This window comes from Pseudomonas mosselii (assembly GCF_019823065.1).
GTDB lineage: Bacteria > Pseudomonadota > Gammaproteobacteria > Pseudomonadales > Pseudomonadaceae > Aquipseudomonas > Aquipseudomonas mosselii.
Genome location: NZ_CP081966.1, coordinates 5,938,091 through 5,958,198, shown reverse-complemented (window position 1 = coordinate 5,958,198; position 20,108 = coordinate 5,938,091). Strand labels below are relative to the sequence as shown.

The following is a 20,108-nucleotide window of genomic DNA, read 5'->3' as shown; positions in this document are numbered from 1 at the left end:
CGGCCCCGGAACAAGCACCACTTAGCTGTTGGGCAGCAACCTGCAGGTGATGCTCTTGATGTAACGGGTCTCGGCGATCGCCGGGTGCACCGGGTGGTCCGGGCCCTGGCCGCCGCGCTCGAGCATTTGCAGGTTGCGGTCCAGGTGGCGGGCGCTGGTCAGCAGGATGTTGTTCAGGTCGTCCTCGGGCAGGTGCATCGAGCACGAGGCGCTGACCAGGATGCCGTCCTTGGTGAGCATGCGCATGGCCTGTTCGTTGAGGCGGCGGTAGGCGGCCTCGCCGTTCTTCAGGTCCTTCTTGCGCTTGATGAAGGCGGGCGGGTCGGCAATGATCACGTCGAAACGCTCTTCGGCGGCCTTCAGCTCGCGCAGGGCCTCGAATACGTCACCTTCGATGCAGGTCAGTTTTTCGCTGATGCCGTTCAGCGCGGCGTTACGCTCAACGCCATCGAGGGCAAAGCCGGAAGCATCCACGCAGAAGACTTCGCTGGCGCCGAACGCACCGGCCTGCACGCCCCAGCCACCGATATAGCTGAACAGGTCGAGCACACGCTTGCCCTTGACATAGGGGGCCAGGCGGGCGCGGTTCATGCGGTGGTCGTAGAACCAGCCGGTCTTCTGGCCTTCGCGTACCGGAGCCTCGAACTTCACGTCGTTCTCTTCCAGCGCGACCCAGTCTGGCACTTCGCCGTAGACGGTCTCGACATAGCGGCCGAGGCCTTCGGCGTCACGGGCGGCGGAGTCGTTCTTGAACAGGATGCCGCTCGGCTTCAGCACCTGGACCAGGGCGGCGATGACGTCGTCCTTGTGCGCTTCCATGGTGGCCGAGGCCAGCTGTACCACGAGGATGTCGAAGAAGCGGTCGACCACCAGGCCCGGCAGCAGGTCGGAATCGCCGTAGACCAGGCGGTAGCACGGCTTGTCGAACAGGCGCTCGCGCAGCGACAGGGCGACGTTCAGGCGGTGCACCAGCAGCGACTTGTCCAGCGGCAGCTTGACGTCGCGCGACAGCAGACGGGCGCAGATCAGGTTGTTCGGGCTCATCGCCACTACGCCCAGGGGCTTGCCGTTGGCGGCCTCGAGGATGGCCTGCTGGCCGGCCTTCAGGCCCTGCAGCGGGGTCGCGGCGACGTCGACTTCATTGCTGTAAACCCACAGATGGCCGGCGCGCAGGCGGCGGTCGGCATTGGCTTTGAGGCGAAGGCTGGGCAGGGACATGACGTCGCTCCGGGAAAAAAGAGCGGGAGTATACCGTGTTGGCCTCAGGTTCGCTGATGGGTTCGACCAAGTGGTCCGCGCCCATGGCTAAAGAAATTTTGGGATCCAACGATCCACTGATAGTTACCCTGCCGGCGTACAGGGTTAGAATCCCCCGTCCCCAGCGAGAATGCACGAATGTCCCAGGAACTTACCGCCGAACAGATCCAGCAAGCCCTGCAGGGCATCACCATCCCGCCGCAGCCGCAGATCATGGTCGACCTGCAGTTCGAGCAGTACATGCCCGACCCGGACCTTGAGACCATCGCCAAGCTGATCAGCCAGGACCCGGGCCTTTCCGGCGCCTTGCTGAAACTGGTCAACTCGGCGCAGTTCGGCCTGGCGAACAAGATCGGTTCGATCCAGCGCGCCGTGAACCTGCTGGGCAGCCGTTCGATCATCAACCTGATCAACGCCCAGTCGATCAGGGGTGAAATGACCGACGAGACCATCGTCACCCTCAACCCGTTCTGGGACACCGCCCAGGACGTGGCCATGACCTGCCTGACCCTGGCCAAGCGCACCGGCATCCAGGCGGTGGACGAGGCCTACACCCTGGGCCTGTTCCACGACTGCGGCGTGCCGTTGATGCACAAGCGTTTCCCCAACTACATGGAAGTGCTGGAGGAGTCCTACGCCAAGACCAATGACGAGGTCCGCGTGGTGGACACCGAGAACCGCGTGTTCAACACCAACCACTCGGTGGTCGGCTATTTCACCGCCAAGTCCTGGCGCCTGCCGGAGCACATCAGCGCCGCCATCGCCAACCACCACAACGCCCTGGCGGTGTTCCGCGACGAATCCTCGCGCAATACCCAGACCCAGCTGAAGAACCTGCTGGCGGTGCTGAAGATGTCCGAGCACATTTGCGCCTCCTACCGCGTGCTGGGCAACCAGAGCGTCGATCACGAGTGGAACATGGTTGGCCCGCTGGTGCTGGATTACATCGGCCTGACCGAATACGACTTCGAGCAGCTCAAGCAGAACATCCGCGAAATGGGCGGGCACTGAGTCATGCCGGAACTGCCAGAGGTCGAGACGACGCGGCGCGGCATCGCGCCCCACCTGGAAGGGCAGCGGGTCAGCCGCGTGGTGGTGCGCGACCGGCGCCTGCGCTGGCCGATCCCGGAAGACCTCGACGTGCGCCTGTCGGGGCAGCGTATCGTCAGCGTCGAGCGCCGCGCCAAGTACCTGCTGATCAACGCTGAGGTCGGCACCTTGATCAGCCACCTGGGTATGTCGGGCAACCTGCGCCTGGTCGAACTGGGCTTGCCGGCGGCCAAGCACGAGCATGTGGATATTGAGCTCGAGTCAGGGCTGATGCTGCGCTATACCGACCCGCGCCGTTTCGGGGCCATGCTCTGGAGCGTCGATCCGCTCAACCATGAACTGCTGATTCGCCTGGGGCCGGAGCCGCTGACCGACCTGTTCGACGGCGAGCGGCTATTCCAGCTGTCCCGGGGGCGCTCGATGGCGGTCAAGCCGTTCATCATGGACAACGCCGTGGTGGTGGGCGTGGGCAACATCTACGCCACCGAAGCACTGTTCGCCGCCGGGATCGACCCGCGCCGCGAGGCAGGCGGGATCTCCCGGGCGCGCTACCTGAAGCTGGCTATCGAGATCAAGCGGGTGCTGGCGGCGGCCATTGAGCAGGGCGGGACCACCTTGCGCGACTTCATCGGAGGCGATGGGCAGCCGGGGTACTTCCAGCAGGAACTGTTCGTCTATGGACGCGGTGGTCAGCCGTGCAAGGTGTGTGGCACCGAGTTGCGTGAAGTGAAGCTGGGGCAGCGGGCGAGCGTGTTCTGCCCGAAATGCCAGCGTTGATGCCGCAGGCCTCGTTGGCTCGCTCTCGTGGGAGCGGGCTTGCCCCGCGACAGGGCCGGATCAGTCGACTATCGCCGCCTGCCCTACACCCCTGGGGTCACTGGCCGCCTCCACGGTCCCGCCAGCCTTGTCCCAGTACAGCACCTGCTGATTCCCGTATTGGCGCCCGACATCCTTCAGCCGATATCCACGCTCCTCGAGCTGGGCCATCTGCCCAGAACTGAACGTTCCCGGCTCATGCTCCACCACATCCGGCAGGTACTGATGGTGATAGCGCGGCGTCGCCGGCCACTCGGCCACCGGCCGTCCTTCGAGGAACCCCATCACCGACAGCAACACCATGCTCGGAATCCGGCTGCCGCCCGGCGTGCCGAAGCTGGCGAACTGGCTGGGGCTTTCGATGAAGGTCGGGCTCATGCTCGACAAGGGCCGCTTGCCCGCCGCCACCGCGTTGGCCTGGCTGCCGGCCAACCCATAGCTGTTGCTGCCGGTGGGGTCGGCGGCGAAGTCGTCCATCTCGTTGTTCAGCACCACGCCGGTGCCGGGCACGCTGAACGCCGCGCCGAATGGCAGGTTGACCGACAGCGTGGCGGACACGGCATTGCCGTCGGCGTCGATCACCGTGAAGTGGGTGGTGTGGTCGCCTTCGCGCCAGGCCGGTGAAGGGGGCAGGGCGCTGCTGGGGGTGGCCTGGCGCACGTCGATGCTGTCGGCCAGGCCGGTCAGGTACTGGCGCGCCAGCAGGCGGTTGATGGGGTTGGCCACGTAGTCCGGGTCGCCCAGCAGGCCACGGTCGCGGTAGGCGCGGCGCAGCACTTCGATAACATAATGGCTGCGCTGCACCGGTTCGGCGCTCTGCCAGGGCAGGCGCTGGAGCAGGGCCAGGCTCTGGGCCAGGGCCACGCCACCGGCCGAGGGCGGTGGACTGCTGATCAGCTCGCGCTGGTCGGCCAGTGGATAGCGCAGCGGCTCGCGCCAGGCGGTGTGGTAGCCGGCGAGGTCATCGAGGGTCCAGACACCGCCGGCCTGACGTACGCCGTCGACCAGGCGGTGGGCCGTCGGGCCACGGTAGAAGCCGTCGCGGCCGTGCTCGGCCATGGCCTGCAGGGTCGCGGCCAGTTCCGGTTGGCGAATCACCGTGCCGAGTGCCGGTACGTCGTTGCCGGCGAGGAACAACCGGGCGCTTTCGGCATTGTCGCGCAGGGTGCTCAGACGCATGGTCGCGCGGTCGCGGTAAATGCGGTCGACGGCAAAGCCCTGGTTGGCCAGGCGGATGGCCGGGGCCAGGCTGTCCTTGAGCGGCAGCTTGCCGTGGGTCGCGGCCAGGTCGGCCAGTGCCTGGGGCAAGCCAGGGATGGCAGCGGCCAATGGGCCGTTGACCGACAATCCTGGTTGGACCTTGCCATCCTTCAGGTACATGTCGGCCCGGGCGGCGGCCGGGGCGCGCTCGCGGGCGTCGAGGAAGGCATAGCGTGGGCTGTCAGCGCTCTCGCGCAGCAGGAAGAACCCGCCGCCGCCAAGGCCGGAGCCGTAGGGTTCGACAACGGCCAGCGTGGCGCCGATGGCCACGGCGGCATCGAAGGCATTGCCGCCTTGCTGCAGGATCTGCCTTGCCGCCGCGGTGGCTTCACCGTGCGGGCTGGCGATCGCCGCCTGGCCTGGCCTGGCGGCCAGGGCGCCATTGGCCAGCAGCGCCAGGAGGGCGCCGAGGGCTGCGTGGCGAAGCGCGGCGACGAACGGCATCAGGCCTTGCCGGTGATCCGGCGGTACTTGGCCATCAGTTCGTCTTCGGTTTCCGGGTGGGCTTCATCCAGGGGGATGCAGTCCACCGGACAGACTTGCTGGCACTGGGGCTCGTCATAGTGGCCGACACACTGGGTGCACAGGTTCGGGTCGATCACATAGATCTCTTCGCCTTGCGAGATGGCGGCGTTCGGGCACTCGGGTTCGCAGACGTCGCAGTTGATGCAATCGTCGGTGATGATCAGGGACATGGGGACTCCGGCCGGGGCGTTGGGCCCGGGCATGGTTCAAAGCGATGGGCACAATTGTGCCGGATTCGCGCCCGCAGTGCACGCGGGCGCGACATCGTGACCGCGCGGCTTACTTGCGAAAGCGCTCGGTCAGCGCGTCGGCAACGGCAGGGTGGACGAACTTGCTGATATCACCGCCCAACGCGGCGATTTCCCGAACCAATGTCGAAGAAATGAACGAATAGCGCTCGGAGGGCGTAAGGAACAGGCTCTCGACGTCCGGCGCCAGCTGGCGGTTCATGTTGGCCAGTTGGAACTCGTACTCGAAGTCGGATACCGCGCGCAGGCCGCGCAGGAACACGTTGGCGTTCTGCTCCTTGGCGAAATGCGCCAGCAGCGAGGAAAAGCCGATGACTTCGACATTGGGCAGGTGCTTGGTGACCTCGCGGGCCAGCGCTACCCGTTGCTCCAAGGGGAACAGGGGGTTTTTCTTGGGGCTGGCCGCCACGGCGATGATCACATGGTCGAACAGGCGCGAGGCGCGCTCGACCAAGTCGCCATGGCCTTTGGTAATGGGGTCGAAAGTACCCGGGTACAACACTCGGTTCATCGCGTCATCCTGGCTGGAGTGCGTTGGGGAGTCGGATGGTAGCGCAGCGACTGCGCCCGGCCAAGTCGCGTGGCCGGTCGATGGCACTATAGACAGCATGGCTATTGGCTGTCATGCGCTGGGTGCCAGGCGGCCAGCCAGCGCTTCGCTAAGCAGGGCGGTCAAGGCGTAGACCGAAAGCTGCGGGTTGGCGCCTATGCTGGTGGGGAACAGCGAACCGTCGTGGACCGACAGGTTTTCCAGCTGGTGATGCCGGCCCAGGCTGTCGCACACCGCCTGGCGCGGATCCTCGCCCAGGGCGCAGCCGCCCATGACGTGGGCGCTGCCCAGGCGCATGCGAAACAGTTCCAGGGGCAGGCTGTCGATCAACGCCTTGGCCTGTTCCGGGTTATCGACATACCGGGCATCGCCATGCACCGGCAGCACCCGGCGGGCACCGGCGGCGAACTGGATCTGTGCCATGCTGTGCCAGGCCCGGCGCAGCCCGTCGTGAAGGTAGTCGGTGACTGGGTAGTCGAGCACCGGCGAGCCATCGCCACGCAACTCCACCTGGCCGCCGGGGCTGTCCGGGTGGAAACCATCGCGCAGCAGCGCCAGCATCACGTGGGTATGGGGCAGCTCGGCCATGCGCAGGGCATTGTCCTGGCCATGGCCACCGAGCAGGGTGCTGGCCAGGGCCGGGTGCAGCGGCGGGACTTCGAGCTTGTAGCCGACCGGGCCGGCGACGCCGTCCTGCCATTGGAACTGGTCGCTGTAGATCGACTGCGGCGCGCCGTAGTACGGGTCGATCTTCGCCTCGAACTGCGCGGCGCTGAAGTTGACCAGGTGCAGGAAGGTGCGTTTGCCCAGGCGCTGGTGGGGGTCGGGCGCTTCGGAGCGCAGCAGCAGCGCTGGGCTATTGATGCCGCCCCCGGCCAGTACGTAATGCCGGGCGCGCACCCGCACCTGGCGCCCCGTGGGCTCGATCCCCTGGGCGTCCAGGGCCTGGCATTGCAGGTGGTCGATACGTTGCCCATCGTGGCTGAAGCGCTCGGCGCGGGCCAGGTAGAGCAGTTCGCCGCCTTGCTCGAGAGTGGCCGGAATGCTGGTGACCAGCATCGACTGCTTGGCGTTGACCGGGCAGCCCATGCCGCAGTAACCCAGGTTCCAGCAACCGCGCACGTTGCGCGGTATCACCGCCCAGCGCAGGCCGAGCGCCTCGCAGCCGCGACGCAGCACATCGTTGTTGGCATTGGGCGGCATCATCCAGGGGCTGATTCCCAGGTGCTGCTCCATGCGTTCGAACCAGGGTTTCAGGCTGTCGCTGTCCAGGCCCTTGACCCCATGTTCACGGGCCCAGTGCTCCAGGGTCTGCGGCGGCGTGCGAAAACTCGAGGTCCAGTTGACCAGGGTGGTGCCGCCCACCGCCCGACCCTGCAGGATGGTAATGGCGCCGTCCTTGCTCAGGCGGCCCAGGCCCTCCTGGTAGAGATCGGCATAGGCTTCGTGCTCCAGCAGGTGGAAGTCGCTGCTGGTCTTCAGCGGGCCCTCCTCGATCAGCAGTACCTTCAGGCCGGCCGCGCTCAGCCGTTCGGCGGTTGTGGCGCCGCCCGCGCCACTGCCGATCACGGCGACGTCGGCTTCCAGGCTCAGGTCCTCCTCAAGGCGCGAGCCATCGTGGGTGATCCAGCCTCGAGCGAGGCCTTGGCGAAACGGGTCGGGCACGGGCATTTGGCGATGCTCTTGTCGGTGGGTCAGATCTTCGGCGGCCCTGGGTAGCCGCAAGCCGCCCAGGCCTCGGGGCGCTCATACCAGGCCATGAGCAGCAGTTGCAGCAGCGAGGCATGGCCCTGGCGCAGCAGGTTCAGCGAACTGTCCCGCCAGCGTTCGAGAAAGCGCTCCAGCTCGCTATCCGTGGCGCTGGCCCAGCCGCCCCAGATACCGGTCAGCGGTCCTCGGGTCAGGGGCAGGGTGAGCACGTCGAACAGTTGCCGGGTCAGCTTGAGCATGGCGGGCGACAGCGCCGCCAGCTTGTGATCGAGGCTTTGCAGCACCCATTCGGTGGAAGCCTGGGTACCCGCCAGCACGACGGGTACCAGGGCCTGCAGCAGAGGCAGGTCGTCATCGCGCAGGACCTGATAACCGGGCGAGGCCGCCTGTGGCGCACAGCCGACCAGGCTGGTGGCACCCAGAAACAGGCTGGCGCCGAAGCTGAACCTGAGCAGGTCGCGACGATGCATGTGCGCCGGCGCTCAGCGGATGAACAGCTTGTAGACCAGGCGCTGCAAGGCCTTGCCATAGGGCGGGTAGATCGTCTTGGCAGCATTGATGCGCTGCTTGGCCAGCACGGCCTTGGCCTTGCTGAAGGTCAGGAAACCGTCGTGGCCATGGTAGTGTCCCATGCCGGACGGGCCGACGCCGCCGAACGGCAGGTCGTCCTGGGCCACGTGCAGCAGGGTGTCGTTGAGGCAGACGCCACCGGAGTGGGTGTCGCGCAGAACCCGTGCCTGTTCGCCCTTGTCGTAGCCGAAATAGTAGAGCGCCAGGGGTCGGGGACGCTGGTTGATGTAGGCCAGGGCGTCATCCAGACGGTCGTAGGGCACCAGGGGCAGCAACGGGCCGAAGATCTCGTCCTGCATTACCTGCATGCCGTCGTTCACCTGCAACAACAGGTGTGGCGGCAGATGGCGGCCTTGGCGGGGCTCGTCGGGGTAGAGATCGATCACTTGGGCGCCTTGCTCGCGGGCATCGTCGAGCAGGCGGTTGAGGCGAGCGAGCTGGCGCTCGTTGATGATCGCACTGTAGTCGGGGTTATCAGTCAGGCGCGGATAGAAGCGGTGCACGGCGCGCCGGTAAGCCTCGGCGAAGGCGTCCAGGCGCTCGCGGGGCACCAGCACGTAGTCGGGGGCGACGCAGGTCTGGCCGGCATTGAGGGTCTTGCCGAAGGCGATGCGTTCGGCGGCGGTGTCCAACGACACATCGGTTGAGACGATGGCCGGTGACTTGCCGCCCAGCTCAAGGGTCACTGGGGTGAGGTTCTGCGCGGCGGCCAGCATCACATGACGGCCGACGCTGGTGGCCCCGGTGAACAGCAGGTGGTCGAACGGCAGGCGGGCAAAGGCCTGGCCGACTTCCACCTCGCCCAGTACTACACTGACCAGGTCATTGGGGAACACCCGTCCGAGCAGGTCCTTGATGGCCTGTCCGCTGGCGGGCGTGGATTCGCTGAGTTTGAGCATCACCCGGTTGCCGGCGGCCAGGGCGCCGGTCAACGGGCCGATGGCGAGGAACAGCGGGTAGTTCCACGGCACGATGATCCCCACCACTCCCAGTGGCTGGTACTCCACCCGCGCGCTGGCGGGCTGGAAGGCCAGGCCGACCTTGCGCCGCGAGGCGCGCATCCAGCGCCCCAGCTGTTTTTCCGCATCGCGCAGGCCGAGCACCGACGGCATCAGCTCGGCGATCAGGGTCTCGTCGCGGCTGCGGCCGCTGAAGTCGGCGTCGATGGTCGCAATCAGCGTCTCCTGCTCGGCCAGCAGCGCCTCGCGCAGGCTTTTCAGCCACTGCCGACGCTGCGCGGCGGCGGGCATCGGGTTAGCGGCGAAGGCCCGACGCAGGACGTCGAACGTCGCTTGCAGGTCGAGGTCGGATTGCACAGGAGGGAGAACGGCAGGCGAGGTCATGGCGGCTCCGGGGTGGTAAGTGAATAGAGTATATACTCTAATTGGTACGATGGTGCACTATTTTCACCTGGCCGGCGGTGCACCCGACCTGCGGGAAGCCGTAAGATGGGCTCGATCAATCAAGCTGGAGACTGGAGCTGAGCATGGCCCCGCGCATGAAGACCCGAGAGCGCATCGTGCAGAGCAGCCTGGAGCTGTTCAACCAGCAGGGCGAGCGTTGCGTCAGCACCAACCACATTGCCGCGCACATGGAGATCTCGCCCGGCAACCTGTACTACCACTTCCCCAACAAGCAGGCGATCATCGCCGTGCTGTTCAACCAGTACGAAGAGCTGGTCGACAGTTTCCTGCGCCCGCCCCAGGGCCGCATTGCCACCGTCGAGGACAAGCGCTTCTACCTCAAGGCGTTGCTGGCGGCGATGTGGAACTACCGTTTCCTGCACCGCGACCTGGAGCACCTGCTCGACAGCGACCCGGAGCTGGCGGCCCGTTATCGGCGCTTTTCGCGGCGCTGCCTGCTGCAGGGGCAGGCGATCTACCGGGGCTTCGTCGAGGCCGGCATCCTGAGCATGGACGGCCCGCAGATCGAGTCGCTGACTATCAACGCATGGATCGTGCTGACCTCCTGGGTGCGTTTTCTCAGCACCACCCGCGAGCATTGCGCGCACCTGGGTGAAGAAGCGTTCATGCGCGGCGTCTATCAGGTGGTGGTGCTGGAACTGGGGTATGTCACTCCAGACTCGCGTGCCGCGGTGCAGGCGTTGTGCGATGAGTTCCACGTTCCGTTCAACCAGGCCCTGGAGCAGTGACCCGGGGTCTTCGAGCCATTCATCAGGAGATTGTCATGCCCCTTGCGCAACTGATCACCCCGCAACAGCTGGCCGAACGCCTGGAAGCGCCCGGCCTGGTGATCCTCGATTGCCGCTTTGCCCTGGAAGATGTCGACTACGGCCAACGTAGTTATGCCGAGGGGCATATCGCCGGGGCGCATTTCGCCGACCTCGAGCGTGATCTGAGCGGGCCGGTGGTCAAGGGTCGCACCGGTCGTCACCCGCTGCCCGATCCGCAGCGGCTGGTGGAGCGCCTGCGCGAGTGGGGCGTGGACAACGATAGCCAGGTGGTGCTCTACGACGATGGCCCCGGCGCCTTCGCTGCCCGTGCGTGGTGGCTGCTGGCCTGGCTGGGCAAGCGCGATGCGGTGTTCATTCTCGACGGCGGCCTCAAGGCCTGGCACGCCGCCCACCTGCCGTTGAGCCTCGACCCGCCCGCGCGTCGCGAGGGGACGTTCAGTGGCGAGCCGGACATGAAGCTGCTGATCGACGCCACACACCTGGGCAAGCGCCTGAACGATCCGACGCTGACCCTGATCGATGCCCGCGGGTTGCCGCGTTTTCGTGGCGAGGTGGAGCCGATCGACCCGGTGGCCGGGCACATTCCGGGCGCCCAGTGCGCGGCGTTCACCGACAACCTTGGCGCCGACGGGCGTTTCCTGCCGGCCGACACGCTGAAGCAGCGTTTTGCCGAAAAGCTGGCCGGCCGTTCGCCGCAGGACCTGGTGGCCTATTGCGGCTCTGGCGTGACCGCCTGCCACAACCTGTTTGCCCTGGCGCTCGCGGGATATCCGCTGGGGCGGCTGTATGCCGGGTCGTGGAGTGAGTGGATCAACGATCCGCAGCGCGGCGTGGCCACTGGTGAGTAATTCGTGAGGTGGGAGTGGGCCCGGTGATGCTATCGCGGGGCAAGCCCGCTCCCACGAAGCCTTCCCTCAGCCATATTCCTGGATGGAGACTATCGCTCTTCCATCAGCCACTGCGGAATCCGCCGTTCCAGGTAATACCCCGGATTGCGCAGGCTGCCCTCGACGAACCCGACATGGCCACCGCGATTGTGCAGTTCGAACTGCGTCAGTGGCGCCAGTTCGTCGGCAGTCGGCAGGCTGTGACCGAACACGAACGGATCATCGCTGGCATGGATGATCAGCGTCGGCGTGCGGTTTTCTCCCAGGTAATAGCGGCTGGACGCCCGGCGGTAGTAGTCATGGGCATCGCTGAAGCCATTGAGTGGCGCGGTCACCTTGCCGTCGAAGTCCCAGAAGGTGCGCAGGTTGCGCAATGGGCCAAGGCGCTCGAGGGTTGCCAACCCTTCATGGTGACCTTGATTGCGAAAGTGCCGCTGCTTGTCCTTCACGTACGCCATCATCGCGCGCATGAAATGCGCCTGGTAGATCTTCGAAAATCCCAGGCCGATGCGGTCGGCGCACTGGTCCAGGCGAAACGGTACCGACACCGCCACCGCCGCTTCCAGTTGGCTGGACGAGCCACTTTCTCCCAGGTACTTGAGCAGCACATTGCCGCCCAGCGAATAGCCCACGGCATACAGCGGTGCCAGCGGCCGCTGCGCCCGCAGGTGGCGGATGGTCTCGGCCAGGTCTTCGCTGGCCCCGGAGTGGTAGCTGCGCGCCAGCAGGTTGGGCTCGCCCGAGCAGCCGCGCCAGTTCACCGCGACGCTGGCCCAGCCACGCCCCTGCAAGGCCAGTTGCAGGCCTTTGACGTAGGGCGAATTGGACGAGCCGGTGAGGCCATGGAGCACCAGCACCAACGGCGCGTCGGGTTGGTGCGGTCCGTGCCAGTCGAGGTCGAGGAAGTCGCCGTCGGCCAGCCACAGGCGCTCGCGGTTGCGCGGCAGGTCCGGGAGCTTGCGCCAGAGAGGCCCCCACAGTGTCTGCAGGTGAGGGTTGGACAGGCCGGTGGCCGGACGGAAGGTGGCGGTGAGGCTGGGCATGCTGGGCGACTCGTGGTGTGCCTGCCTAGAGTGCCATGAAACACCGCCACTGTACCTGCGCTATTGGTCGGTGCCCGCTCGTTGCCACAACGCGTAGTGCACCTGGCCGGTCTTCTTCTCGCGGTGCAGGCGCCAGTTGCCCGGCATCGGCAGCGAGGAGGGCATGGCTTCGCTTTCGGTGTAGATCCACGCCTGCTCGCGCAGCCACTGGCCCTGCTCCAGCAGGTTGCAGGTGTTGGCCAGCAGGTCCTGGTGGAACGGCGGGTCGAGGAACACCACATCGAACTGCTGTTTGGCCGGGCCTTGCAGGTAGCGCAGGGCGTCGGTCTGCAGGATCTGCCCGCGCGGGCAGCGCAGCAGCTCGAGGTTGTTCTTGAGATTGACGATGGCCGCCGGGTTGCTGTCCAGCGCCACGGCGTTTTCGGCGCCGCGAGACAAGGCCTCCAGCACCAGCGCGCCGCTGCCGGTGAAGGCGTCGAGCACCAGGGCGCCTTCGATATGCGGCGCCAGCCAGTTGAACAGGGTCTCGCGCACGCGGTCAGGCGTCGGCCGCAGGCCTTCGCCTTCCGGCACGGCCAGACGGCGGCTGCGCCACTCGCCGGCGATGATGCGCAGCTGGCCGGGGCCCTTGCTGGCGCCCGGTGCCGGGCGCGCTGGGGTGTTGGGTCTTGCCATTAGTGCTCCGGTACGCCGAGCGGCTGCTCGGCGGGTTTGTCAGTGGGGGCCGGCAGGGGCTGCTGGGCCACCTTCGGGCCGACGGTGACGATCACCAGCTTGTCCGCCGCCAGATGCTTGTTCATGGCGGCCTTGACCTGTTCGACGGTCAGCGCCTGGGATTGCTGCATGAAATCTTCCAGCCAGCTCAGCGGCAAGTTGTAGAAGCCGATCGCGCCCAGTTGGCCGACGATGCTGGCATTGCTGGCGTTGGACAGCGGGAAGCTGCCGGCCAGTTCGCGCTTGGCGTCGTCCAGCTCCTGCTGGGTCGGGCCGCTCTTGAGGTAGTCGGCAAGGATATCCCGGACCAGCTTGAGCGTGCCCTCGCTGAGCTCGGCACGGGTCTGCAGGTTGATCATGAACGGGCCGCGCACCTGCATCGGGCTGAACACCGAGTACACGCCGTAGGTCAGGCCGCGTTTTTCGCGCACTTCGCTCATCAGGCGGGTACCGAAGGCGCCGCCACCGAGGATCTGGTTGCCCAGTGACAGGGCCGGCCAGTCCGGATCGTTACGGTCGATGCCCAGCTCGGCCAGCATCAGGTGGGTCTGCTTGGACGGGAAATCGATATGGGTCGTGCCCGGCGTGGGCTCGACCGGTTGCTCGGGCTTGGCCAGGGCCGGGCCCTTGGGCAGGCCGGCGGAGACCTGGGCGGCAATGGCTTCGGCTTCGCCGCGGCTGAGATCGCCGACCAGGGCGATCACCGCGTTGCCGGCCGCGTAGGCCTTGGCGTGGAAGCCGCGCAGCTGTTCCAGGGTAATGCCGGGGATGGTTTCGGCGGTGCCGTCGCTGGGGCTGGCGTAGGGGTGTTTACCGTAGAGGTTGGCGAACAGGGTCTTGCCGGCGATCTTGCCCGGGTTCTGCTTTTCGTATTCGAAACCGGCCAGCAGCTGGTTCTTGATGCGCTTGAGGGCGTCCTCGGGGAAGGTCGGCTGGCCCACCACCTCGGTGAACAGCTTCAGCGCCGGCTCGCGCTTGTCGCTGGCGCTGAGACTGCGCAGCGACGCCACGGCCATGTCGCGGTACGAACCGTTGCCGAAGTCGGCGCCCAGTCCTTCGAAGCCTTCGGCGATGGCGGTGACGTCCTTGCCGGCCACGCCCTCGTTGAGCATGGCGTTGGTCAGGGTGGCCAAGCCCGGGGTGCCGCCGTCCTGACTGCTGCCGGCGGCGAAGGTCACGCGCAGGTCGAACATCGGCAGCTCGCGGGCCTCGACGAACAGCACGCGGGCGCCTTCGGCAGTGGACCAGTGCTGGATGTTCAGCTGGCGCCGGCTGGGGGCCTTGCCGTCCAGTTCGGCCAGCGATTGCAGGGTGTTGGCCGGGCGGGCCGCGGTGTCTGCCTTGCCTTGGCTGTCGGACTGGGCCGGGCGCGCCAGCAGCGCGGCGACAGCCACCACCAGCACGATGATCGCCAAGCCGAACAGGGTGTAGCGCGGTGCGCTGCGATCACTCATGGGCGGACTCCTCGGGCAGTACATGGGCAACGCTCAGGCGTTCGCGGGTGAAATAGGTGCGGGCGGCGGCCTGGATGTCTTCCGGGGTCACGCGCTTGAGGTCGTCGAGCTCGCTGTCGATCAGCTTCCAGGAGAGGCCGACGGTCTCCAGCTGGCCGATGGTGGTGGCCTGGCTGCTGATGGAATCGCGGTCGTAGACCAGGCCGGCGATTACCTGGGCGCGCACGCGCTCGAGTTCCTCGGCGGTCGGCGGCGTGGTCTTGAGCTCGTCGAGCAGCTGCCAGATGCCTTTTTCCACCTCGGCCAGGGTCTTGTGCTTCTGCACGTTGGGCGTGGCCGAGATCATGAACAGGCTGTCACCGCGGGTGAAGGCGTTGTAGCTGGACGAGGCACCGGCCACCAGTTCCTGGCCGCGCTCCAGGCGCGCCGGCATGCGGGCACTGTAGCCGCCGTCGAGCAGGGCCGAGATCAGGCGCAGGGCGTTGACGCTGCGCGGGTCCTTGGCCGTGGCCAGGGCGGGCACATTGAAGCCGTAGACCAGGCTGGGCAGTTGCGTGCGCAGGTGCAGAGTGAGCTGGCGCAGGCCTGGCTCGGCCAGTTCCAGCGGCAGCTTGCTGGGTGGCACGGCGCGCTTGGGGATCGGGCCGAAGTATTTCTGCGCGAGGGCTTTCACCTCGTCGGGCTTGACGTCGCCGACCACCACCAGGGTGGCGTTGTTCGGCGCGTACCAGGACTCGTACCAGTGGCGCAGTTCCTCGACCTTCATGCGCTCGAGGTCGGCCATCCAGCCGATGGTCGGGGTGTGGTAGCCGCTGGCCGGGTACGCCATGGCGCGGAACAGCTCGAAGGCCTTGGCGTTGGGCTGGTCGTCGGTGCGCAGGCGGCGCTCTTCCTTGATCACCTCGATCTCGCGGCTGAACTCGTCGGCTGGCAGGCGCAGGCTGGCCAGGCGGTCGGCTTCCAGCTCGAAGGCCACCGGCAGGCGGTCACGGGCCAGCACCTGGTAGTAGGCGGTGTAGTCGTCGCTGGTGAAGGCGTTCTCCTCGGCGCCGAGATCGCGCAGGATGCGCGAGGCTTCGCCGGGGGCGAGCTTGGCGCTGCCTTTGAACATCATGTGCTCAAGGGCATGGGACAGGCCGGTCTGACCCGGCGTCTCATAGCTGGAGCCGACCTTGTACCAGATCTGCGAAACCACCACCGGCGCACGGTGGTCCTCGCGCACGACCACTTTCAGGCCGTTGTCGAGAATGAATTCGTGGGTGGGTTGCACATCGGCGGCGAAGGCCGCCAGCGGCAGGCACAGCGTGCCGAGCAACAGGCCAGCGGCGCGGCGGGCTAGAGCATTCATACGGTGTTCAACCTGTTCGGCGGCCCGCTTGGGTTTAGCGTCGGCGGGCCAGGAGGTGCTAGGATACTGATCCGGTTGCCTGGCGACCATGCCTGTCGCCGTTCTGGCCCACAGGCCCTTACGACAAAACGTTGCGCATGAACCCGCTGGCTTCACAGTAGTCTGTTCTGCGTGAGTTAAGAATTCCCGGTGCGCCACTGCTGGCGCATCGCTACCCTGAGATAGCCGTCTTCCATGTTTGGTTCCAACGACGACAAAAAAGCGCCGGCCGCGGCTGGCGAGAAGAAAGGCCTGTTCAGCTGGTTCCGCAAGAAGCCGGAGCAACCTGTCGCCGAACAGCCGCAAGCCCCCCAACCGCCCGTCGAGGCGCCGGTGGTACAGCAACCTCCCGCCGAGCAGCCTGCTCCGCTGGCCGAGGCCCCCCAGCCTGCGCCAGTCAGCGTGCCGGCCGAGCCTGAACCGGTTGCTCCGCAGGTGGTGCAACCCACCCAGGTGGTTGAACCCGCCCAGCCCGTGCCGGTGGACGTCCCGGTCGAGCCTGCCCTGGTGGTCGAGGCTGAGCCTGTTGTTCAGGTACACGCGCCGCAGGCTCCTGTGACTGAGGGCTTGCCCGCGAATGCGGCGGACCTGCCGACGGTCATGGTTGAGCCAGCGCCACCTGCACCCGTGAGCAACCTGGTGCTGCCGGTCGCGGAAGAGCCGGTTGCATTGGTACCGGACCTCGAACCCAAGGCGCCGCCGGTCATTCCCGAGCGCCCGGCCCCTGAGGTGGTGGTGCCCGAGCCCGCCCCGGTGGTGGTTGCCCCTGTGGTTGAGCCTGAACCCGAAGTGCCTGTCGCTCCGGCTGCCGTCGAACCTGCGCCAGTCGCCGCCGAGCCTGCCAAGCAGGGCTTTTTCGCCCGCCTCAAGCAGGGCCTGTCGAAGACCAGCGCCAGCATCGGCGAGGGCATGGCCAGCCTGTTCCTGGGCAAGAAGGTCATCGACGACGACCTGCTCGACGAGATCGAGACCCGTCTGCTGACCGCCGACGTCGGTGTCGAGGCCACCTCGACCATCGTCCAGAACCTGACGCAGAAGGTCGCCCGCAAGCAACTGGCCGACGCCGACGCCCTGTACAAGTCGCTGCAGGACGAACTGGCCGCCTTGCTGCGTCCTGTCGAGCAGCCGCTTAAGATCGAGGCGCAGAGCAAGCCCTACGTGATCCTGGTGGTCGGCGTGAACGGCGCCGGCAAGACCACCACCATCGGCAAGCTGGCCAAGAAGCTGCAGTTGGAAGGCAAGAAGGTCATGCTGGCTGCCGGCGACACCTTCCGCGCCGCGGCGGTGGAGCAGTTGCAGGTCTGGGGCGAGCGCAACCAGATCCCGGTCATCGCCCAGCACACCGGCGCCGACTCGGCCTCGGTGATCTTCGACGCGGTGCAGGCCGCCAAGGCCCGTGGCGTCGATGTGCTGATCGCCGACACCGCCGGTCGCCTGCACACCAAGGACAACCTGATGGAAGAGCTGAAGAAGGTCCGTCGGGTAATCGGCAAGCTCGACGCCGAGGCGCCCCACGAGGTGCTGCTGGTGCTCGACGCCGGTACCGGGCAGAACGCCATCAGCCAGGCCAAGTACTTCAACCAGAGCGTCGAGCTGACCGGCCTGGCTCTGACCAAGCTGGACGGCACCGCCAAGGGCGGCGTCATCTTCGCCCTGGCCAAGCAGTTCAACATCCCGATCCGCTTCATCGGTGTGGGCGAGGGTATCGATGACCTGCGCACCTTCGAGGCCGAACCCTTCGTCAAGGCGCTGTTCGCCGAGCGGGAACCTTCATGATCCGATTCGAACAGGTAGCCAAGCGCTATCCCAATGGCCATGTCGGCCTGCACGAACTGAGCTTCCGGGCGCGTCGTGGCGAGTTCCTGTTCGTCACCGGCCACTCCGGCGCCGGCAAGAGCACCCTGCTGCGCCTGCTGCTGGCCATGGAGCGTCCGACCAGCGGCAAGCTGCTGCTGGCCGGGCAGGACCTGGGCCAGATCAGCAACGCGCAGATTCCGTTCCTGCGCCGGCAGATCGGCGTGGTGTTCCAGAACCACCAACTGCTGTTCGACCGTACGGTGTTCAACAACATCGCCCTGCCGCTGCAGATCCTCGGGCTGTCCAAGGCCGAGATCGCCAAGCGCGTGGATTCGGCGCTGGAGCGCGTGTCGCTGAGCGACAAAGGCGAGCTGTTCCCGGCCGACCTGTCCACCGGCCAACAGCAGCGCGTGGGCATTGCCCGCGCCATCGTCCACCAGCCGGCCCTGCTGCTGGCGGACGAACCTACCGGTAACCTCGACCCGCGCCTGGCCGCCGAGATCATGGGCGTGTTCGAGGACATCAACCGCCTGGGCACCACGGTATTGATCGCCAGTCACGACCTGGCGCTGATCGCGCGCATGCGCCACCGCATGCTGACGCTGCAACGCGGCCGCTTGATCGGCGATGGGGAGGCCGGGCAATGAGCACCACACGTACACCAAAGGTTTCCGAGCGCGTGGCGCCGAAAGCCGCCGACCCGCAACCGGCGAAGAAGAAGCGTGGCGACCACGACGATGACGGCCCGGACTTCAGCACCCTGCTGCACGCCTGGCTGGAAAGCCACCGCGCCAGCCTGGCCGACAGCCTGCGCCGGCTGGGCAAGCAGCCGATCGGCAGTTTCTTCACCTGCCTGGTGATGGCTGTGGCGCTGAGCATGCCCATGGGCCTGTCGCTGCTGCTGAAGAACGTCGAGAAACTCGGCGGTTCCTGGCAGCGCGCGGCACAGATTTCGTTGTATCTCAAGCTTGATGCCAGCAGCCGTGATGGCGAGGCCTTGCGTGACGAGATCAAGGGCATGCCGGGCGTCGCCGAGGCCCAGTACGTCAGTCGCGAGCAGGCGCTGGAAGAGTTCCAGCAGCAGTCAGGCCTGGGCGAGGCGCTGCGCGAGTTGCCGGACAATCCACTGCCCGGCGTGGTGGTGGTGACCCCGACCGAGGTCGACAAGCCGGCCCTGGAAGCCTTGCGTCAGCGTCTGTCCGAGCTGCCGCGGGTGGAAGCGGCGCAGCTGGACCTGGTGTGGGTCGAGCGCCTGGCGGCGATTCTCAAGCTGGGAGACCGGTTCGTCTTCGGCCTGGCGGTAATGCTGATTTCCGCTCTGCTGTTAGTAATCGGTAACACAATTCGTCTACATATCGAAAACCGCCGGGTCGAGATCGAAGTGATCAAGCTCGTCGGCGGCACCGACAGCTACGTACGCCGGCCTTTCCTGTACATGGGCGCCCTGTACGGCCTGGGTGCGGGCGTGCTGGCCTGGGGCATCCTGGCGTTCGGCCTGAACTGGCTGAACGACGCGGTGGTCGGGCTGTCCGGGCTGTATGGCAGTGATTTCGCCCTGGGTGGCGTACCGGCCTCGGATGGCCTTTCACTCTTGATCGGGGCGGTGTTGTTGGGGTATATCGGTGCATGGATCGCCGTCGCTCGTCACTTGAACGAGCTGGCACCGCGATAAATGTTTCATGGCCAGTATTGACAAATTTTTCATCCTGGAACTTGTACAACGGTTCCTTGTCTATGCTGGCAGTGCCCACAAGGCACGAGTCTGTAAGCTGGAGGTACTTGAATGACCACATCGTTGCAACCTGCCTATGCCCTGGTTCCCGGTGCAAACCTGGAAGCCTATGTGCACACGGTCAACAGCATCCCATTGCTGTCGCCGGAGCAGGAGCGTGATCTGGCCGAGCGTCTCTATTACGAGCAGGATCTCGAGGCCGCTCGGCAAATGGTGATGGCCCACCTGCGTTTCGTCGTACACATCGCCCGTAGCTATGCAGGCTACGGGCTGGCCCAGGCCGACCTGATCCAGGAAGGCAACGTCGGCCTGATGAAGGCGGTAAAGCGTTTCAACCCGGAAATGGGCGTGCGTCTGGTGTCCTTCGCGGTGCACTGGATCAAAGCCGAGATCCACGAGTTCATCCTGCGCAACTGGCGCATCGTCAAGGTGGCCACCACCAAGGCCCAGCGCAAGCTGTTCTTCAACCTGCGCAGCCAGAAGAAACGTCTGGCCTGGTTGAATAACGACGAAGTGCATCGCGTGGCCGAAAGCCTTGGTGTCGAGCCCCGTGAAGTACGCGAGATGGAAAGCCGCCTGAGCGGCCAGGACATGGCCTTTGACCCGGCGGCCGAAGCCGACGACGACAGTGCCTTCCAGTCGCCCGCGCATTACCTGGAAGACCACCGCTACGACCCGGCCGTGCAGCTGGAGGACGCCGATTGGAGCGACAACTCCACCAGCAACCTGCATGAAGCGCTGCAAGGCCTGGACGATCGCAGTCGCGATATCCTTTATCAGCGCTGGCTGGCCGAGGAAAAGGCCACGCTGCATGAGCTGGCGGAGAAATACAGCGTTTCGGCCGAGCGTATTCGCCAGCTGGAGAAGAACGCGATGAACAAGGTCAAGGCATTGATCACGATCTGATCGGCGCC

At 66.1% G+C, this 20,108-nt stretch carries 19 protein-coding genes; 8 read left to right on the top strand and 11 right to left on the bottom strand.

Going from position 1 to position 20,108, the window contains the following annotated elements; all coding sequences use genetic code 11:
* Window positions 1-21 precede the first annotated feature (21 nt).
* A complete protein-coding gene (locus K5H97_RS27745) occupies window positions 22-1,218 on the bottom strand; it encodes a class I SAM-dependent rRNA methyltransferase (RefSeq protein ID WP_028689150.1) in 1,197 nt (398 codons plus the stop codon).
* A gap of 231 nt (window positions 1,219-1,449) precedes the next feature.
* On the opposite strand from K5H97_RS27745, the gene K5H97_RS27740 reads away from it, so the two are divergent.
* Both K5H97_RS27740 and mutM read left to right on the top strand, forming a co-directional pair.
* Window positions 1,450-2,268: an HDOD domain-containing protein gene (locus K5H97_RS27740; RefSeq protein WP_172402408.1), complete on the top strand. Its 819-nt coding sequence runs from the start codon at window positions 1,450-1,452 to the stop codon at window positions 2,266-2,268.
* A gap of 3 nt (window positions 2,269-2,271) precedes the next feature.
* On the top strand, window positions 2,272-3,084 hold the full coding sequence (mutM, locus tag K5H97_RS27735) for a bifunctional DNA-formamidopyrimidine glycosylase/DNA-(apurinic or apyrimidinic site) lyase (RefSeq protein ID WP_028689148.1): 813 nt from the start codon (window positions 2,272-2,274) through the stop codon (window positions 3,082-3,084).
* 60 nt (window positions 3,085-3,144) lie between these two features.
* On the opposite strand, the gene ggt is transcribed toward mutM, so the two are convergent.
* The 6 genes from ggt to K5H97_RS27705 form a co-directional block, all read right to left on the bottom strand.
* Entirely contained in the window at window positions 3,145-4,827 is a 1,683-nt protein-coding gene (gene ggt, locus K5H97_RS27730) for a gamma-glutamyltransferase (RefSeq protein WP_028689147.1), read from the bottom strand.
* Complete coding sequence (locus K5H97_RS27725; protein ID WP_011531711.1) at window positions 4,827-5,078, bottom strand: YfhL family 4Fe-4S dicluster ferredoxin; 252 nt, start codon at window positions 5,076-5,078, stop codon at window positions 4,827-4,829. The genes ggt and K5H97_RS27725 overlap by 1 nt, the downstream gene beginning before the upstream one ends.
* 109 nt (window positions 5,079-5,187) lie before the next feature.
* Window positions 5,188-5,667, bottom strand: coding sequence for a pantetheine-phosphate adenylyltransferase (gene coaD, locus K5H97_RS27720; protein ID WP_028689146.1), 480 nt, complete (start codon window positions 5,665-5,667; stop codon window positions 5,188-5,190).
* Window positions 5,668-5,778: 111 nt separating this feature from the next.
* Window positions 5,779-7,377: a GMC family oxidoreductase gene (locus K5H97_RS27715; RefSeq protein ID WP_028689145.1), complete on the bottom strand. Its 1,599-nt coding sequence runs from the start codon at window positions 7,375-7,377 to the stop codon at window positions 5,779-5,781.
* Window positions 7,378-7,400: 23 nt separating this feature from the next.
* On the bottom strand, window positions 7,401-7,886 hold the full coding sequence (locus K5H97_RS27710; RefSeq protein WP_028689144.1) for a hypothetical protein: 486 nt from the start codon (window positions 7,884-7,886) through the stop codon (window positions 7,401-7,403).
* A gap of 12 nt (window positions 7,887-7,898) precedes the next feature.
* Window positions 7,899-9,329: a coniferyl aldehyde dehydrogenase gene (locus K5H97_RS27705; RefSeq protein WP_028689143.1), complete on the bottom strand. Its 1,431-nt coding sequence runs from the start codon at window positions 9,327-9,329 to the stop codon at window positions 7,899-7,901.
* Window positions 9,330-9,472: 143 nt separating this feature from the next.
* On the opposite strand from K5H97_RS27705, the gene K5H97_RS27700 reads away from it, so the two are divergent.
* Window positions 9,473-10,138, top strand: a complete 666-nt coding sequence (locus K5H97_RS27700; RefSeq protein ID WP_028689142.1) for a TetR/AcrR family transcriptional regulator — start codon at window positions 9,473-9,475, stop codon at window positions 10,136-10,138.
* A 35-nt stretch (window positions 10,139-10,173) separates the two neighbouring features.
* Entirely contained in the window at window positions 10,174-11,028 is an 855-nt protein-coding gene (locus tag K5H97_RS27695) for a sulfurtransferase (protein ID WP_028689141.1), read from the top strand.
* An 89-nt stretch (window positions 11,029-11,117) separates the two neighbouring features.
* On the opposite strand, the gene K5H97_RS27690 is transcribed toward K5H97_RS27695, so the two are convergent.
* The 4 genes from K5H97_RS27690 to K5H97_RS27675 are packed head-to-tail and all read right to left on the bottom strand — an operon-like array spanning window position 11,118 to window position 15,626.
* Complete coding sequence (locus K5H97_RS27690; protein ID WP_028689140.1) at window positions 11,118-12,110, bottom strand: hydrolase; 993 nt, start codon at window positions 12,108-12,110, stop codon at window positions 11,118-11,120.
* 60 nt (window positions 12,111-12,170) lie between these two features.
* On the bottom strand, window positions 12,171-12,785 hold the full coding sequence (gene rsmD, locus K5H97_RS27685; RefSeq protein ID WP_028689139.1) for a 16S rRNA (guanine(966)-N(2))-methyltransferase RsmD: 615 nt from the start codon (window positions 12,783-12,785) through the stop codon (window positions 12,171-12,173).
* Complete coding sequence (locus tag K5H97_RS27680) at window positions 12,785-14,278, bottom strand: M16 family metallopeptidase (protein WP_028689138.1); 1,494 nt, start codon at window positions 14,276-14,278, stop codon at window positions 12,785-12,787. The genes rsmD and K5H97_RS27680 overlap by 1 nt, the downstream gene beginning before the upstream one ends.
* Window positions 14,271-15,626: a M16 family metallopeptidase gene (locus tag K5H97_RS27675; protein ID WP_028689137.1), complete on the bottom strand. Its 1,356-nt coding sequence runs from the start codon at window positions 15,624-15,626 to the stop codon at window positions 14,271-14,273. The genes K5H97_RS27680 and K5H97_RS27675 overlap by 8 nt, the downstream gene beginning before the upstream one ends.
* Before the next feature lie 234 nt (window positions 15,627-15,860).
* On the opposite strand from K5H97_RS27675, the gene ftsY reads away from it, so the two are divergent.
* The 4 genes from ftsY (at window position 15,861) to rpoH (ending at window position 20,100) form a co-directional block, all read left to right on the top strand.
* A complete protein-coding gene (gene ftsY / locus K5H97_RS27670; protein WP_028689136.1) occupies window positions 15,861-17,441 on the top strand; it encodes a signal recognition particle-docking protein FtsY in 1,581 nt (526 codons plus the stop codon).
* Entirely contained in the window at window positions 17,438-18,109 is a 672-nt protein-coding gene (gene ftsE / locus K5H97_RS27665) for a cell division ATP-binding protein FtsE (RefSeq protein WP_011531723.1), read from the top strand. Before ftsY ends, ftsE begins: the two co-directional genes overlap by 4 nt.
* A complete protein-coding gene (gene ftsX / locus K5H97_RS27660) occupies window positions 18,106-19,134 on the top strand; it encodes a permease-like cell division protein FtsX (protein WP_028689135.1) in 1,029 nt (342 codons plus the stop codon). Before ftsE ends, ftsX begins: the two co-directional genes overlap by 4 nt.
* Window positions 19,135-19,245: 111 nt before the next feature.
* Window positions 19,246-20,100 carry an RNA polymerase sigma factor RpoH gene (gene rpoH / locus K5H97_RS27655; protein ID WP_028689134.1) on the top strand — a complete coding sequence of 285 codons (855 nt, stop codon included), beginning with the start codon at window positions 19,246-19,248 and terminating at the stop codon, window positions 20,098-20,100.
* Window positions 20,101-20,108: the final 8 nt, after the last annotated feature.

Bases quoted from the DNA above. Each gene is read 5' to 3' on its own strand.
- K5H97_RS27745 (WP_028689150.1), bottom strand. From the start codon at position 1,218: ATGTCCCTGCCCAGCCTTCGCCTCAAAGCCAATGCCGACCGCCGCCTG.
- mutM (WP_028689148.1), top strand. From the start codon at position 2,272: ATGCCGGAACTGCCAGAGGTCGAGACGACGCGGCGCGGCATCGCGCCC.
- ggt (WP_028689147.1), bottom strand. From the start codon at position 4,827: ATGCCGTTCGTCGCCGCGCTTCGCCACGCAGCCCTCGGCGCCCTCCTG.
- K5H97_RS27725 (WP_011531711.1), bottom strand. From the start codon at position 5,078: ATGTCCCTGATCATCACCGACGATTGCATCAACTGCGACGTCTGCGAA.
- coaD (WP_028689146.1), bottom strand. From the start codon at position 5,667: ATGAACCGAGTGTTGTACCCGGGTACTTTCGACCCCATTACCAAAGGC.
- K5H97_RS27715 (WP_028689145.1), bottom strand. From the start codon at position 7,377: ATGCCCGTGCCCGACCCGTTTCGCCAAGGCCTCGCTCGAGGCTGGATC.
- K5H97_RS27710 (WP_028689144.1), bottom strand. From the start codon at position 7,886: ATGCATCGTCGCGACCTGCTCAGGTTCAGCTTCGGCGCCAGCCTGTTT.
- K5H97_RS27705 (WP_028689143.1), bottom strand. From the start codon at position 9,329: ATGACCTCGCCTGCCGTTCTCCCTCCTGTGCAATCCGACCTCGACCTG.
- K5H97_RS27700 (WP_028689142.1), top strand. From the start codon at position 9,473: ATGGCCCCGCGCATGAAGACCCGAGAGCGCATCGTGCAGAGCAGCCTG.
- K5H97_RS27695 (WP_028689141.1), top strand. From the start codon at position 10,174: ATGCCCCTTGCGCAACTGATCACCCCGCAACAGCTGGCCGAACGCCTG.
- K5H97_RS27690 (WP_028689140.1), bottom strand. From the start codon at position 12,110: ATGCCCAGCCTCACCGCCACCTTCCGTCCGGCCACCGGCCTGTCCAAC.
- rsmD (WP_028689139.1), bottom strand. From the start codon at position 12,785: ATGGCAAGACCCAACACCCCAGCGCGCCCGGCACCGGGCGCCAGCAAG.
- K5H97_RS27680 (WP_028689138.1), bottom strand. From the start codon at position 14,278: ATGAGTGATCGCAGCGCACCGCGCTACACCCTGTTCGGCTTGGCGATC.
- K5H97_RS27675 (WP_028689137.1), bottom strand. From the start codon at position 15,626: ATGAATGCTCTAGCCCGCCGCGCCGCTGGCCTGTTGCTCGGCACGCTG.
- ftsY (WP_028689136.1), top strand. From the start codon at position 15,861: ATGTTTGGTTCCAACGACGACAAAAAAGCGCCGGCCGCGGCTGGCGAG.
- ftsE (WP_011531723.1), top strand. From the start codon at position 17,438: ATGATCCGATTCGAACAGGTAGCCAAGCGCTATCCCAATGGCCATGTC.
- ftsX (WP_028689135.1), top strand. From the start codon at position 18,106: ATGAGCACCACACGTACACCAAAGGTTTCCGAGCGCGTGGCGCCGAAA.
- rpoH (WP_028689134.1), top strand. From the start codon at position 19,246: ATGACCACATCGTTGCAACCTGCCTATGCCCTGGTTCCCGGTGCAAAC.